We start from the raw sequence: 15,021 nt of genomic DNA on the forward strand, positions 1-15,021 counted from the left end.
TTCGTTCATGGAACCTCCAAGTTGGCGAAATCATATCGCCCTTAAGAGGTGTCCGGAATTATTAGGCCAGTTCAGCTTCGCTCCTACAGAGAGGGGGATTATTTGCGGGCTTTGAGGATCACGAACTTGGGCGTGGCGGCCACTTGCTCGACGCCGCGGAACAGCCGCGCCAGCTTGCTGTGATAACCCAGGTGGCGGTTGCCGACAATGTACAGCGCGCCGCCCACTACCAGGGCTTCGCGGGCCTGCTGGAACATGCGCCAGGCGAGGAAGTCGCCGACCACCTGTTGCTGGTGGAAGGGCGGGTTGCACAGCACCACGTCCAGCGACTGCGGCTCCTGGCCGGCCAGGCCGTCGCCGGCGCGCACGGTCACTTCGCGCTCGCCCAGGGTCGCGCGCCAGTTCTCCAGGGCCGATTGCACGGCCATGAAGGATTCGTCCACCAGGGTGTAATGGGCATCGGGGTTGTGCAGGGCGCTGGCGATGGCCAGCACGCCGTTGCCGCACCCCAGGTCCGCGACCCGGGCCTTGCCGAGGTTTTTCGGCAGATGCGGGAGGAACGCGCGGGTGCCGATGTCCAGGCCTTCGCGGCAGAACACGTTGGCGTGGTTGAGCAGCTCGATGGCGGGCTCGTCGAGCTTGTAGCGGGTCGGGTAGGGCGAAACCGCCGGGGTTTTCGCCTCCGGGGTGGCGATCAGTAAACGGGCTTTTTTCACCGCCAGCGAAGCCTGTACCGGGCCGATATAGCGTTCCAGCAGGTCGCCGGCGGCCCGTGGCAGGTGCTTGACCATCGCCGCCGCCACCACCTGGGCGCCCGGGGCCAGTTGGCCTTGCAGGCGGATCAGCTGTTCTTCCAGCAGGGCCAGGGTCTTGGGCACGCGGATCAGTACGCGGTCGAACGGCCCGGTCAACGGCTCGCTGGCCGGTACCACTGTTACGGCGTCGAATGGCAGGCCATTGCGCACCAGGTTTTTCTCCAGCGCCAGTGCGCCGAGAAACGAATCGCCGCTGCTGTGCACCTGTACGCGTCCGACCAGGCTGGCCGCCAGCGCGCCGAAGCTGTCGTTGAGCACCAGCACCCGGGTGTCCGCCGTCGGCTGCTGTTCGGCCAGGTGATTGAGCAAGTACTCGTCCGCTGCGTCGAAAGCTTGCAGGGGCTCGTTCTGTTGTTCGGGCTGGCGGATCAGGTCGAGCTGGGCGAAGGGGCTTTCGAGCAGGGGCATGGGACGGACTCTTGGTAATCGGTGAATGTCCTGCCGGCGGGAGGGGCGCGATGCGGGCTGGACCGTTCGGGCAGGTGGCGCGCAGGCCGCGTGGCAGCTGCCCGAAGAGGGGGCCAATGGTACGTTTTTTTGCGCTCGATTGCCCGTGCTCTATGCCATTACAAACCGCCGGTGTTTCTGCCGCGCGCTTTGCGGGACACTAAGGGCATTCGCTTATTGGAGCCTGCCATGACTGCCAGTGCAGAAAAATACACGCGCCAGACCTTGCTCGACGTCCAGCCCCTGACTCCCAGCCTGTTTACCCTGCGCGCCACGCGGGACGCGGGTTTTCGCTTTCGCGCCGGGCAATTCGCCCGCCTGGGGGTGACCAAGGCCGATGGCAGCACGGTGTGGCGTGCGTACTCCATGGTGTCTTCGCCCTTCGACGAGTTTCTCGAGTTCTTCTCCATCGTCGTGCCTGGCGGCGAGTTCACCAGCGAGCTGAGCCGGCTGGGGGAGGGCGATACCCTGATGGTGGACCGGCAGGCGTTCGGTTATCTGACCCTGGACCGTTTCGTCGATGGCCGCGACCTCTGGCTGCTGTCCACCGGCACCGGGATCGCGCCTTTTGTTTCGATCCTCCAGGATTTCGAAGTCTGGGAGAAATTCGAGCGGATCATCCTGGTCTACAGCGTGCGCGAAGCCAAGGAACTGGCTTATCAGCAATTGCTGGCCGAGCTGAAACAGCGCGATTATCTGGCGGAAGTTGCCCACAAGCTGCAAGTCATCACCACGGTGACCCGTGAGCAGCATCCGGGCAGCCTCAACGGGCGGATCACCCATCTGATCGAGAGCGGCGAACTGGAACGTGTCGCTGGCGTGCCCCTGAGCGCCGAGCACTCGCGAGTGATGCTCTGCGGCAACCCGCAGATGATCGACGACACCCGCGCCTTGCTCAAACAACGGGACATGCACCTGAGCCTGACCCGGCGGCCCGGGCAGGTGGCGGTGGAAAACTACTGGTAAAAAAATGGCGCCGCCTGCAATACCAGCAGGGGCGCCGTTTTGTTGCGGCAGGAGTCTCAGGGCTTGTTGTTCTGCGCCTTGAGCAGGTCGCGGATCTCGCCCAGCAGCTCTTCTTCCTTGGTCGGAACCGGCGGCAGGGTTGGCGCCACGGCCTCTTCGCGCTTCAGGCGGTTGATCGCCTTCACACCCATGAAGATGGCAAAGGCAACGATGATGAAGTCGATCAGGCTCTGGATGAATTTGCCGTAGGCCAGCACCACGGCCGGCGTCTCGCCGACAGCTTCCTTGAGCGTGATCGCCAGATCACTGAAGTCCACCCCACCGATCAGCAAGCCGATTGGCGGCATGACTACATCGCCAACAAACGACGAGACGATCTTGCCGAATGCGGCGCCGATGATAATACCGACGGCCATGTCGACCACATTACCTTTGACCGCGAAGGCCTTGAACTCACTTAGCACGCCCATAGGTTATTCCTTGTTACAGATGAGGTTGGTGAACGCAGTGTAATTCAGCACAAGGCATCTTGCTTGCAACAACTGCTTACAGCGTTCGCAGTTATCGACCGAGTTAACGGCAAATAGTTTACAAAGTGCCATCAATCGCGCGCGAAATACCTGCGCTTGCTCTTACATACCAGAATATTTTTTCAATCAGACTGTTGCGACCTTTCTATTTAGAGTTCGACTCTTTGGTCACTAGCCTCTGACAGGCGCACCTGGATGCGTTTGATTAAAACCAGAGGAATAAAACATGACCATGATCATTGGCCTTGGGAGTTTTTCCCAACGACGCGTATTGGGCGTACTCGCCGCCAGTATGCTTTCTCTCTCCGTACAGGCCGCCACTCTGACCCGCGACAACGGGGCCGCGGTGGGCGATAACCAGAACTCGCAGACCGCGGGCGCTACCGGACCGGTATTGCTGCAGGATGTGCAGTTGATCCAGAAGCTCCAGCGTTTCGATCGCGAGCGCATTCCAGAGCGGGTGGTGCATGCCCGTGGCACCGGTGCCCATGGTTCCTTCACCGTGACCGACAGCCTGAGCGACCTGACCAAGGCCAAGGTATTCGCCGCCGGCCAGGTAACACCGGTATTCGTGCGTTTTTCCGCGGTAGTGCATGGCAACCATTCGCCGGAAACCCTGCGTGACCCGCGTGGTTTTGCCACCAAGTTCTATACCGCCGACGGTAACTGGGACCTGGTCGGCAACAACTTCCCGACTTTCTTTATTCGCGACGCGATCAAATTCCCGGACATGGTGCATGCATTCAAACCTGATCCGCGCACCAACCTGGATGACGATTCCCGGCGCTTCGATTTCTTCTCCCATGTTCCGGAAGCCACCCGGACCCTGACCGAGCTGTATTCCAATTCCGGCACTCCGGCCAGTTACCGGGAAATGGACGGTAACGGCGTGCACGCCTACAAGTTGGTGAATGCCAAGGGCGAAGTGCATTACGTGAAGTTTCACTGGAAGAGTTTGCAGGGCATCAACAACCTCGATCCCAAACAAGTGGTCGAGGTGCAGGGGCGTGATTACAGCCATATGACCAATGACCTGGTGACGCATATCAACAAGGGCGACTTCCCGAAATGGGACCTGTATGTCCAGGTCCTGAAGCCGGAAGATCTGGCCAAGTTCGATTTCGACCCGCTGGATGCCACCAAGATCTGGCCGGGCGTGCCTGAGCGCAAGGTCGGGCAGATGGTGCTCAACCGCAACCCGGCCAACGTGTTCCAGGAAACCGAACAGGTGGCCATGGCCCCGGCCAACCTGGTACCGGGCATCGAGCCGTCGGAAGACCGCCTGCTGCAAGGCCGGGTGTTCTCCTATGCCGATACCCAGCTGTACCGCCTGGGCGCCAACGCCCTGCAATTGCCGATCAACGCGCCGAAAGTCGCGGTGAACAATGGCAACCAGGACGGCGCGATGAACAGCGGCAGCACCAGCACCGGCGTGAACTACCAGCCGAGCCGCCTGATGCCGCGTGAAGAGCCGCAAAGCGCGCGTTACAGCCAGCTGGCGCTGAGTGGCAGCACCCAGCAGGCGAAGATCCAGCGCGAGCAGAACTTCAAGCAGGCCGGCGATCTGTATCGTTCGCTGAGCCAGAAGGAGCGTCAGGACCTGATCGAGAACTTCGGCGGTTCCCTGGCGACCACCGATGACGAGAGCAAGCACATCATGCTGTCGTTCCTCTACAAGGCCGATCCGGAGTACGGCACTGGCGTGACCAAGGTGGCCAAGGGCGACCTGGCCCGGGTCAAGGCCCTGGCCGCCAAGCTGTCGGATTGATCCCACCCCGCGTCACGCCCCTGGCGTGACGCTTCCTCTTTATATAGGTGCGAGGCTTGCCCGCGAAAGGCCGTAAAGCAGCCCCAATACCGGTGATGGCGTTCTAGCTGACGAACGTTTGCCCGGGCTGAAGTCATTGCGGGCAAGCCTCGCTCCTACAGAATCTTTGAGACAAGGGAGTCGCACCATGCGCCTGTTCATTTCGCTGCTGCTGGCCGCCTGCTCGCTGGGCGCTCATGCGCAGCCACCGGCCCCGGCGGACCCGGTGGCGGTCAAGGTCCAACTAGAGAATTACTACTTCGATGCGGCCCGTCGCGGCGACGTCGAGATGCTCAATACCTTTATCGAGGCCGGTTATTCCCTCGATACCCAGGACGAGAAGGGCTACACCGCCCTGATCCTCGCGGCATATCACGGCCAGGGGCCGGCGGTGGAGCGTTTGCTGGCCGCCGGTGCCGACGCCTGCGTGCAGGATAAAAGGGGCAACACGGCGCTGATGGGCGCCATCTTCAAGGGCGAAGTGAAGATCGCCCGGCGCCTGCTGGCCACCGACTGCAACCCCGACCAGCGCAACGGCGCCGGCCAGACGGCGGCGATGTACGCCGGGCTGTTCAAACGGGTGGAGCTGCTCGACGCCCTGGCGACCAAGGGCGCCGACCTGAATGCCGAGGACTCGCTGGGCAATAGCGCCACGCGTCTGGCTGAGGGCGAAATCCGCACGGTGGCGCCGCGCTGATCCGCTCCAGCTGAGCTATCATCGCGGTTTTTGCCCGGGGGATCAGATGGCCAAGGCCAAGCGCATGTACGGCTGCACCGAGTGCGGCGCAACCTTTCCCAAATGGGCCGGCCAGTGCGGCGAATGCGGGGCCTGGAACACCCTGACCGAAACCATGGTGGAAAGCGGCGGTGCCGCGGCCCCCAGCGGTCGTATCGGCTGGGCCGGGCAGCAGGCGCAGATCAAGACCCTGGCCGAGGTCAGCGTCGAAGAGATCCCGCGTTTTTCCACGGCTTCCGGCGAACTGGACCGGGTGCTCGGCGGCGGCCTGGTCGACGGTTCGGTGGTGCTGATCGGCGGCGACCCGGGGATCGGCAAGTCGACCATTCTGTTACAGACCCTGTGCAACATCGCCACGCGCATGCCGGCGCTCTACGTCACCGGCGAGGAATCGCAGCAACAGGTGGCGATGCGCGCCCGGCGCCTGGGTCTGCCCCAGGACCAGCTGCGGGTGATGACCGAAACCTGTATCGAAACCATCATCGCCACGGCCCGGCAGGAGAAGCCCAAGGTCATGGTGATCGACTCGATCCAGACCATCTTCACCGAGCAGTTGCAATCGGCCCCCGGCGGTGTTTCCCAGGTGCGCGAAAGCGCGGCGCTGCTGGTGCGCTACGCCAAGCAGAGCGGCACGGCGATTTTCCTGGTGGGCCATGTGACCAAGGAGGGCGCGCTGGCCGGGCCGCGGGTCCTCGAGCACATGGTCGACACCGTGCTGTATTTCGAAGGTGAATCCGACGGCCGCCTGCGCTTGCTGCGGGCGGTGAAGAACCGTTTCGGCGCGGTCAACGAACTGGGCGTATTCGGTATGACCGACCGCGGCCTGAAAGAAGTTTCCAATCCTTCGGCGATCTTTCTCACCCGTGCCCAGGAAGAAGTCCCGGGCAGTGTGGTCATGGCTACCTGGGAAGGCACCCGGCCGATGCTGGTGGAAGTCCAGGCGCTGGTGGATGATAGCCACCTGGCCAACCCGCGGCGGGTCACCCTGGGCCTGGACCAGAACCGCCTGGCGATGCTGCTGGCGGTACTGCACCGCCACGGCGGCATTCCGACCCACGATCAGGACGTGTTCCTCAACGTCGTCGGCGGGGTCAAGGTGCTGGAAACCGCCTCCGACCTGGCGTTGATGGCGGCGGTGATGTCGAGCCTGCGCAATCGGCCCTTGCCCCACGACTTGCTGGTGTTCGGCGAGGTCGGCCTGTCCGGCGAAGTGCGCCCGGTGCCGAGCGGCCAGGAGCGCCTCAAGGAAGCGGCCAAGCACGGCTTCAAACGGGCCATCGTGCCCAAGGGCAATGCTCCAAAAGAGCCTCCACCGGGCCTGCGAATCATTGCGGTAACCCGTCTGGAGCAGGCGCTGGATGCGCTGTTCGAATGACCCCTTACTGAAAGGAAGCAGTTGATGCGGATGACAGGAACGGGCCTTGGCGCCCTTGGTTTTACGCTGTTGTGGGCCAGCGGCCTGGCTGCGGCCAGCCAGGAAGATGCGCCGCACGGCTATCGGATCGCCCAGGAACTGCTGGTCGGCGACGGCACGGTGCTTGAGGTCCTGGAAGACCGGCGCATCACCGCGCAATTGCATGCGCAGAGCTGGGGCAGCGGCCTGGACGAGGAAACCTTCGACGAGTCGACGGACAGCGAGCACCAGCCGCAGCTGGAGGCTCGGGTGCGCCTGGTGTCGGAGGTTGGCGAAGTGCTGGCCGAGCAGTCCCTGGGCTACCCGCTGGCGAAGGTCGAGAAGGCGCCGCTCAGCGGCCTGCCATACCCGGCATTTTTCCTCACCGTCGATCAGACGGCCCCAATGGGCAGCTATAGCGGCCCGGCCACGCAGATCCTGGCGCCGACGCAAAGCCGCTTGGAGCCCGTACTGTATCGGGACGAAAACGGGGAGCAGCGCCCGCTGGCGATGGCCCAGACCGGCAAGGCGGCCTGGCAGATCCTTCCATCGGCATCGGGGGCTACCGAGTCGATTGCCCAGGTGTCTTCGGCGCCTGCCAGCGAGGGTGACGATTTTGTGACCACCTACCGGATTTATCGCTGGGTGGACGGGCAGTGGACCGCCGCCAGTCGGCAACAGCCCGGTTATTGGGATATGGAAAGCGAATTTCCCGAGCCCTCGGCGTTCCCCTGAACGGCTGACGGGAAGAGGCGGGCGCTCAAACCTCCAGCAGCGCCCCCAGCTCGCGCTCCAGCTCCTGCGGGTCGGCGAGATTCAGTTCGATCAGCCGGCGCAGATGTTCGATCGACTCCAGGTCTATATGCAGGCAGACGAAGCCCAACTGACCGTGATCGTCGTGCGCCAGTCGCACGTCCATGCGTACTTCGGCGTCATCGCTCAAATGGATATCGGCTTCGAACGGCTGGCTTTCGTCCCCCAGCCAGGGATCGGGGCGCTGGATCAGCATGCCCCTGAGCGAGAGATCGACCAACTGCACGGACCAGCGATAAGGGCCCTGGCTCAGTTCGGTACGGGCATCGAAGGCGATGCGTTTGAAACGGCGACGATCGGAATGGTGTTCGCTCATGAGCAGCCCCTCTGCATGGTGAAATGACTATAGACCCGGGTTTGCCCAACCCGCTACAGCCAGCGGCGCACCTTGCGGCAATAGTCACGGTAGCGGTCGCCGAACAACTCCAGCAGATGGTGCTCGTCCGGCCGGATCACCGTCAGGTTCATCAGGTAAATCAGCAGCGGCAACAGCAGCCACGGCCACAGGCTGCCGAGCAACAGGGCGATGGCGCAGTAACCCAGGGTGTCGCCGAGATTGATGGGGTTGCGCGAGATTGCGAACGGGCCATCGCACAGCAGGCGCCGGGGTTCGCCGGCATTGCTGGTGGTGGTGTGCCGTTGCCTGAGACGCCACATCGCCCAGAACGACAGGCCCTGGCCGCCGATAATCAACAGCAGGGCCAGGGTGCGCAGCCAGCCGTTGACCGGGACCGGCAAGGGCACACCGTCGGCAAGCGACAGCGCCGCCACCAGGAACAGCAGATACAGCAGCGGTGGTGACAACGGCGGTCTATTGGGCGGCGTGGGCATGGGCACTCCAGACGACGAGTCCTTACAGGTGCGACCGCTTTTTCGCTCGGGTGGTTCAGTGCTCCGGGAACGCTTGCACCGAGGCGGTGCAAAACCTAGGAAAAAACTCAAAAGGACGCTCTAGACCAACGTGGGGGGTGGCCTTTGGGGCCAGTAGCGCTAAACTCCGGATGGCTGTCTTTCTTGTCCACCCTGGCTGGAATAATAAAATGAAAAATAATAATAGCCCGCTACGCCACTTACCCTGGCTGGTGCTGGCAATCGTAGGAGCGTGCGCCCTCGGCGTAGTGGCATTGCGCCGCGGCGAGGCGATCAACGCCTTGTGGATCGTGGTCGCTGCCGTGGCCATCTATCTGGTCGCATACCGTTACTACAGCCTGTTCATCGCTAACAACGTGATGCAGCTCGATGCGCGCCGGGCCACCCCCGCCGTGCTCAACAACGACGGTCTGGACTACGTTCCGACCAACAAGCACATTCTCTTCGGTCACCACTTCGCGGCCATCGCCGGCGCGGGCCCGCTGGTGGGTCCGGTACTGGCGGCGCAGATGGGCTATCTGCCCGGCACGCTCTGGCTGATTGCCGGGGTGGTGCTGGCGGGGGCGGTGCAGGACTTCATGGTCCTGTTCATGTCCACCCGGCGCAACGGCCGTTCCCTGGGCGACATGGTCCGTGAGGAAATGGGCCGGATCCCGGGGACCATCGCGCTGTTCGGCTGCTTCCTGATCATGATCATCATCCTCGCGGTGCTGGCGCTGATCGTGGTCAAGGCCCTGGCCGAAAGCCCGTGGGGCATCTTCACGGTGATGGCGACCATCCCGATCGCGATGTTCATGGGCGTCTACATGCGCTACATCCGCCCGGGCCGCATCGGTGAAATCTCCATCATCGGTGTGCTCCTGCTGCTGGGCTCGATCTGGCTGGGGGGCCAGATTGCCGCGGACCCCGTGTGGTCCAAGGCCTTCACCTTCACCGGCGTACAGATCACCTGGATGCTGATCGGCTACGGTTTCGTCGCCGCGGTGCTGCCGGTATGGCTGATCCTGGCGCCTCGCGACTACCTGTCGACCTTCCTCAAGATCGGCACCATCATCGCCCTGGCGATCGGCATCCTGATCACCATGCCCGAGCTGAAGATGCCGGCGCTGACCCAGTTCACCGACGGCACCGGCCCGGTCTGGAAAGGCGGCCTGTTCCCGTTCCTGTTCATCACCATCGCCTGTGGCGCGGTGTCCGGCTTCCACGCGCTGATCTCTTCCGGGACCACGCCGAAGCTGCTGGATAACGAAACCAACGCCCGTTACATCGGTTACGGCGGCATGCTGATGGAATCCTTCGTGGCCATCATGGCAATGGTTGCCGCTTCGGTGATCGAGCCTGGCGTGTACTTCGCCATGAACAGCCCGGCGGCCATCGTCGGCGGTGACGTGGTCACTGTGGCGCAGACGGTCAGCAGCTGGGGCTTCGCCATTACTCCGGACGCCCTGCAAGCGGTGGCCAAGGACATCGGTGAAACCACCATCCTGGCCCGTGCCGGCGGTGCGCCGACCCTGGCGGTCGGTATCGCGCAGATCCTCCACCATGTGCTGCCGGGCGAGAACACCATGGCGTTCTGGTACCACTTCGCGATCCTGTTCGAAGCGCTGTTCATCCTGACCGCGGTGGACGCCGGTACCCGTGCCGGTCGTTTCATGCTGCAGGACCTGCTGGGCTCCTTCGTGCCAGCCCTGAAACGCACCGAGTCCTGGACCGCCAACCTGATCGCTACCGCCGGCTGCGTGGCCCTCTGGGGTTACCTGCTGTACCAGGGCGTGATCGACCCGCTGGGCGGCATCAACACCCTGTGGCCACTGTTCGGCATCTCCAATCAGATGCTGGCGGGTATCGCGCTGATGCTCGGCACCGTGGTGCTGATCAAGATGAAGCGTCAACGCTACATCTGGGTGACCTTGCTGCCAGCCGCCTGGCTGCTGATCTGCACCACCACCGCGGGCCTCATCAAGCTGTTCGACGCCAACCCGGCCGTCGGTTTCCTGGCCCTGGCCAAGAAGTACAGCGATGCCCTGGCCAATGGTCAGATCCTCGCGCCGGCCAAGGACATCACGCAGATGCAGCACGTGATCTTCAACGCCTACACCAACGCCACGCTGACGGTGCTGTTCCTGCTGGTGGTATTCAGCATCCTGTTCTACGCCCTCAAGGTGGGTATTTCCGCCTGGGGTAAAAAAGAACGCACGGATAAAGAATCGCCATTCCATGCACTGCCAGATGCTTGATCGAGGATTGCAATCGTGTTCAATGACCTGAGTCGCCTCGGTAAATACCTCGGTCAGGCCGCGCGCCTGATGGTCGGCATGCCCGACTACGACAACTACGTCGAGCATATGCAGACCAAGCACCCGGACAAGCCGGTGATGTCGTACGAGGCGTTCTTCCGGGAACGCCAGGAAGCACGGTACGGCGGCAAAGCCGGGCCCAAATGCTGTTGATTCGTTAGTCCCTCTGTAGGAGCGAGCGTGCTCGCGAAAAACGTAAAGACGCCGAGTTCATTCTGAACGCACGCGGTGTCCTTGAGTTCTTCGCGAGCAAGCTCGCTCCTACAGTTGTTTTTGCGTTCCCATTTTTTCAGGAGAACCGCTTTTGTCCTCTCCAATCCCCGTCACCGTTCTCAGCGGCTTCCTCGGCGCCGGCAAGACCACCTTGCTGCGTCACCTGCTCAAGGCCGAGCACGGCCTGAAAATCGCCGTGATCGAAAACGAATTCAGTGATGCCGGTATCGACACCCAGTTGCTGGGCGACGAGCCGGTGCAAGTGATGACGCTGTCCAATGGCTGCGTCTGCTGCACCATCCACACCGATCTGACCAAGGCGCTGTACCTGTTGCTGGAACGGCTGGACAGCGGCGAGATCGCCTTCGACCGGCTGGTGATCGAATGCACCGGGCTGGCCGACCCCGCGCCTGTGGCCCAGACCTTCTTCATCGACGAAGAGCTGCGCGAGCGCTATATCCTCGACGGCATCATCACCCTGGTGGACGCCAAGCACGCCGAGCACCACCTGACCCAGACCATCGCCCAGGCCCAGATCGGCTTCGCCGACCGTCTGCTGGTGAGCAAGCGCGACCTGGTGGACGAGCCGACCTTCAATGCGCTGAGCGAGCGCCTGACCCGGATCAACCGCCGTGCGCCGATCCGTGTGGTCGAGCATGGGCGCATCGATTTGGCCGAACTGCTGGATGTGCGAGGCTTCAACCTGAATGCCGACCTGGGCGGCGGTGTCAGCCTGCGTCCGGTGAGCAAGACGCCTTCCATTGATCGTATTTCCAGCCTGGTGCTGCGCACCGACGCGCCGCTGGATATCGACCGGCTCAGCGAGTTCATGAACGAACTGCTGGAAGAGCACGGCAAGCAACTGCTGCGCTACAAGGGTGTGCTGAACATTGCCGGTGAGCCACGGCGCCTGGTGTTTCAGGGTGTGCTCAAGCTGTACGGTTTCGACTGGGATACCGAATGGGCCGAAGGCGAGACACGGGAGAGCGTGATTGTGTTCATTGCCGACGATCTGCCGGAAGAGAAGATCCGTGCCGGATTCGCCCGGATGGCGGCGCAGTAGTTTCGTTACACATTTGCCACGAGGTCATCGCGAACAAGCCCGCTCCGGTCCGCAGGAGCGAGCGTGCTCGCGAAACGCCGGTTACTGCGAACCCGCGCTGGCCTTGAGCAGCCTTTCCTCCAGGTGATCCAGGTGCCCGGTCATCAAGGCGACCGCGGCCTTTACGTCACCGTCTTCGATGGCATCGACAATCGCCGCGTGCTCCTGCCAGGCGCAATGGCTGCAGGCGCGGGTTTCATGGTGGGCAATCGCCAGTGACGTCAGCGGCACCAGGCTGCCGAGGAAATGCGCCAGCGGCGCGTTGCCGGCCACCTCGGCCAATTGCAGGTGGAACTCGCCGGACAGGCGGATCGCCGGGCCACGCAGGCCGCGGTCGATGCAATCGCGCTCAGCGGCGATCAGCTCCCGCAGACGCTTGAGGTTGCGCGGTGCCGATTGCTGGCAGGCAAGCCTGACCAGGGTGACTTCCGTCAGGCGTCGGGCATGCAGGATCTGCCGCGTTTGCTCGTGGTCCGGAGCCGCCACCTGAGGCCGGTGGTTGGGCCGCAGGATGATTACCTGCTGATGGGACAAGCGCGCCAGGACCTGGCGAATGATGCTGCGGCTGACCCCGAACACTTCGCCGAGGCTGTCCTCGGTGAACCGGCTGGCGGGGGCGATGCGTTGTTCGAGAATGGCATCGAAAATCTGCGGGTAGACATCGTCGACCAGCAGTTTTTTCTCGCCGCTGCGGCGCCGTGGCAGGGCAGCGGGGAGGGGGAATGCAAGTTTGTTCAAGGCGTAGCTGGCCATGGCCTGTCTCCAGTCCGGTTACCGATACGAAAGTGTTGTGCGGCTTAGTTGCCCAGATGGTCGTCCGGGATGTTCAGCTCGATGCCCATGCGCTGGCCTTCCCTGAGGATGTGCCGGCGCATTTCGGCACTGGCCAGCGCGCTGTTCTTGTTGCGGATCGCCCGGACTACCGCTTCGTTTTCTTCCAGGCGTTCGGCCAGGTGCTCCGGCGAGTTGCGCAGGATCTCAGCGCTCTGCTTGAGGGCGTTGCTGGTCTGCTGCACCACGTTCTGGAAGATCGGGTTGGAGGTCAGGGTGAACAGCTCTTCATGGAAGGCGATGTAGGCGTTCATCCCGGCTTCGCTGTCGTTGGCGTCCAGGGCTTCGCGCATGTCCATCAGGGTCAGGCGCAACTGGCCCACTTCCTTGCTGCTGATGGACTGCGCCACCAGGCCGACGATGAACGGCTCGAGGGTGTAGCGCAGTTGCAGTACATCCTCGAGGCTGGCGCCCGCCACGCCGCTGTCGCTGGCCGGTTGTTCGTTGAGGCTGGCCTCAAGCACCACCACGCCTTTGCCGGGCATGGAGCGCACCAGGCCCAGGGTTTCCAGAACAGTCACCGCCTCGCGCAGGCTCGGGCGGCTGATGCCCAGTTGCTCGGCCAATTCACGTTGCCCCGGCAGCATGTCGCCGGAGCGCCATTGACCACGGGCCAAGGCCGCCCGCAGCTTTTCTACCACTGAATTTACAACCGTTGACGAGGTGATCACTGTTCACTCCCTGGAATATGGCGGATGAGGCCCATGGCAGGCGCTGATTGTTGTGCCTGCCGGCGAGAGGCACAAGGCATGCCTCAGAACTCCTGCTGCTGCGCGCCGGGCAGCGGTTTGCGCGGTTGGAAACCATAGCCCTGTTGGCCGCTCAGGACTTTGTTGGCCCGTTGAATATCGATGTCTTTTTCCCAGCGGGCGATCGCCACGGTGGCGACGCAGTTGCCGATCAGGTTGGTCAACGCCCGGCCGATGCCCATGAACCAGTCCACTGCCAGCACCAGCACCAGGCCCACCACCGGGATGGCCGGGATCGCCGTCAGGGTGGCGGCCAGGATCACCAGCGCCGAACCGGGAATCCCGTGGGCGCCTTTGGAGGTGATCAGCGACACCAGCAAGATGGTCAGCAAATCGGACATCGACAATGGCGTGCCGGTGGCATTGGCGATGAAGACGATGGCCAGGGTCAGGTAGATCGAGAAACCGTCGAGGTTGAACGAATAACCCGTCGGGATGACCAGGCCGACCGTGGAGCTGCCGATGCCCAGGTGCTCCAGTTTGCGCATGATCTGTGGCAATACGGCATCGGAGGAGGCGGTACCAAGGACGATCAGCAGCTCTTCGCGCAGGTATTTGAGGAAGGGCAGCATGCGCAGACCGGAACAGCGCATGACCAGCCCGAGAATCACCGCCACGAAGGCGAAGCAGGTCAGGTAGAACAGGCCCACCAGGCTGCCCAGGTGCTGCAGCGAGTCCAGGCCGTATTTGCTGGTGGTGAAGGCGATGGCGCCGAACACGCCGATCGGCGCCAGGCGCACGATCATGCCCATGATGCGGAAGATGATGTGGCTGAGTTCGTTGATCAGCCGCGAGATGCCGGAAGCGGCTTCGCCCACCAGGTTCAACGCACTGCCGAACAGCACGGAGAACAGCAGCACCTGCAGGATGTTGTTTTCGGCGAAGGCGCCCAGTACCGAGTTGGGGATCAGCCCCATCAGGAACTCGGAGGTGCCGTGCATGTGCTGGCTGCGCTGGGCGATGTCGCCCATGTCGGCGGCGGACAGCTGTTCCAGATGGATATTGGCGCCGCTGCCGATGCCGGTGGTAAAGGCGAAGACCAGACCGATTACCAGGGCGATGGTGGTCAGGACTTCGAAGTAGATGACGGATTTGAGCCCGATGCGTCCGACCTTTTTCAGGTCGCCGGCGCCGGAGATGCCGCTGACCACCACGCAGAAGACGATCAGGCCGATCAGCATCTTGATCAGCTTGATAAAGGCGTCGCCCAGTGGCTTGAGTTGCGAGGAGTATTCGGGGAGTGTCAGTCCGCACACGATGCCGAGCATCAGTCCGAGGACTACCTGGAGGAAAATCGAACGCGAGCACCATCTGAGCATGAGGGGAATCCTGGTCGGTGTCCCGGCTGCCGTGCGCGGAGCGCATCAGATTCGGGACTTAATTATTGTGGTCTTACCGGTATGTCCAGTGCAGGCGCAGTCTATGCTCGATTTTCCCGCGAATACAAGGGTA

15 protein-coding genes are annotated in these 15,021 nt (G+C 62.7%); 8 read left to right on the plus strand and 7 right to left on the minus strand.

Translation table 11 applies throughout. From position 1 onward, the window contains the following. Positions 1-98: 98 nt before the first annotated feature. On the minus strand, positions 99-1,223 hold the full coding sequence (locus AC07Y9_RS27310; protein ID WP_102681327.1) for a methyltransferase: 1,125 nt from the start codon (positions 1,221-1,223) through the stop codon (positions 99-101). A 228-nt stretch (positions 1,224-1,451) separates the two neighbouring features. Between AC07Y9_RS27310 and AC07Y9_RS27315 the strand changes: the two genes are divergently transcribed. Next, positions 1,452-2,228: a ferredoxin--NADP reductase gene (locus tag AC07Y9_RS27315; RefSeq protein ID WP_009045734.1), complete on the plus strand. Its 777-nt coding sequence runs from the start codon at positions 1,452-1,454 to the stop codon at positions 2,226-2,228. A 56-nt stretch (positions 2,229-2,284) separates the two neighbouring features. Here the strand turns inward: AC07Y9_RS27315 and mscL are convergent, their stop codons facing one another. After that, positions 2,285-2,698: a large-conductance mechanosensitive channel protein MscL gene (gene mscL, locus AC07Y9_RS27320; protein WP_007930031.1), complete on the minus strand. Its 414-nt coding sequence runs from the start codon at positions 2,696-2,698 to the stop codon at positions 2,285-2,287. Between the two features lie 286 nt (positions 2,699-2,984). On the opposite strand from mscL, the gene katB reads away from it, so the two are divergent. The 4 genes from katB to AC07Y9_RS27340 all read left to right on the plus strand — a co-directional run bounded on the left by katB (position 2,985) and on the right by AC07Y9_RS27340 (position 7,429). Then, positions 2,985-4,526, plus strand: a complete 1,542-nt coding sequence (gene katB / locus AC07Y9_RS27325; protein WP_009045732.1) for a catalase KatB — start codon at positions 2,985-2,987, stop codon at positions 4,524-4,526. 187 nt (positions 4,527-4,713) lie between these two features. Further along, positions 4,714-5,262 carry an ankyrin repeat domain-containing protein gene (locus tag AC07Y9_RS27330; RefSeq protein WP_007930033.1) on the plus strand — a complete coding sequence of 183 codons (549 nt, stop codon included), beginning with the start codon at positions 4,714-4,716 and terminating at the stop codon, positions 5,260-5,262. A gap of 46 nt (positions 5,263-5,308) precedes the next feature. Next, entirely contained in the window at positions 5,309-6,676 is a 1,368-nt protein-coding gene (gene radA, locus AC07Y9_RS27335) for a DNA repair protein RadA (RefSeq protein ID WP_102681328.1), read from the plus strand. Positions 6,677-6,700: 24 nt separating this feature from the next. After that, entirely contained in the window at positions 6,701-7,429 is a 729-nt protein-coding gene (locus tag AC07Y9_RS27340) for a hypothetical protein (RefSeq protein WP_102681329.1), read from the plus strand. Positions 7,430-7,454: 25 nt separating this feature from the next. Here AC07Y9_RS27340 and AC07Y9_RS27345 read toward each other — a convergent pair whose 3' ends face one another. After that, positions 7,455-7,823 carry a PilZ domain-containing protein gene (locus AC07Y9_RS27345; RefSeq protein ID WP_007930036.1) on the minus strand — a complete coding sequence of 123 codons (369 nt, stop codon included), beginning with the start codon at positions 7,821-7,823 and terminating at the stop codon, positions 7,455-7,457. A 53-nt stretch (positions 7,824-7,876) separates the two neighbouring features. Further along, positions 7,877-8,338 (minus strand): methyltransferase family protein, encoded by a 462-nt coding sequence (locus tag AC07Y9_RS27350; protein WP_102681330.1) that lies wholly within the window; start codon positions 8,336-8,338, stop codon positions 7,877-7,879. A 209-nt stretch (positions 8,339-8,547) separates the two neighbouring features. Here AC07Y9_RS27350 and AC07Y9_RS27355 point away from each other — a divergent pair, with 209 nt between their 5' ends. From AC07Y9_RS27355 to yjiA, 3 genes are all read left to right on the plus strand, one after another. Next, positions 8,548-10,614: a carbon starvation CstA family protein gene (locus AC07Y9_RS27355; RefSeq protein WP_053262750.1), complete on the plus strand. Its 2,067-nt coding sequence runs from the start codon at positions 8,548-8,550 to the stop codon at positions 10,612-10,614. Positions 10,615-10,629: 15 nt separating this feature from the next. Next, positions 10,630-10,827 (plus strand): YbdD/YjiX family protein, encoded by a 198-nt coding sequence (locus AC07Y9_RS27360; protein ID WP_007930039.1) that lies wholly within the window; start codon positions 10,630-10,632, stop codon positions 10,825-10,827. A gap of 151 nt (positions 10,828-10,978) precedes the next feature. Continuing rightward, the gene (gene yjiA, locus AC07Y9_RS27365; RefSeq protein WP_102681331.1) at positions 10,979-11,950 is read left to right on the plus strand and encodes a GTPase; all 972 of its coding nucleotides are present in this window, start codon (positions 10,979-10,981) and stop codon (positions 11,948-11,950) included. Positions 11,951-12,031: 81 nt separating this feature from the next. Here the strand turns inward: yjiA and AC07Y9_RS27370 are convergent, their stop codons facing one another. The 3 genes from AC07Y9_RS27370 to AC07Y9_RS27380 all read right to left on the minus strand — a co-directional run bounded on the left by AC07Y9_RS27370 (position 12,032) and on the right by AC07Y9_RS27380 (position 14,888). Next, positions 12,032-12,742 (minus strand): GntR family transcriptional regulator, encoded by a 711-nt coding sequence (locus AC07Y9_RS27370; RefSeq protein WP_102681332.1) that lies wholly within the window; start codon positions 12,740-12,742, stop codon positions 12,032-12,034. A gap of 44 nt (positions 12,743-12,786) precedes the next feature. Continuing rightward, positions 12,787-13,491, minus strand: coding sequence for a FadR/GntR family transcriptional regulator (locus AC07Y9_RS27375; RefSeq protein ID WP_007930042.1), 705 nt, complete (start codon positions 13,489-13,491; stop codon positions 12,787-12,789). Positions 13,492-13,574: 83 nt separating this feature from the next. Beyond that, a complete protein-coding gene (locus tag AC07Y9_RS27380; protein WP_009045724.1) occupies positions 13,575-14,888 on the minus strand; it encodes a C4-dicarboxylate transporter DctA in 1,314 nt (437 codons plus the stop codon). Positions 14,889-15,021: the final 133 nt, after the last annotated feature.

The sequence above is a fragment of the Pseudomonas sp. GW456-L12 genome (assembly GCF_059424045.1).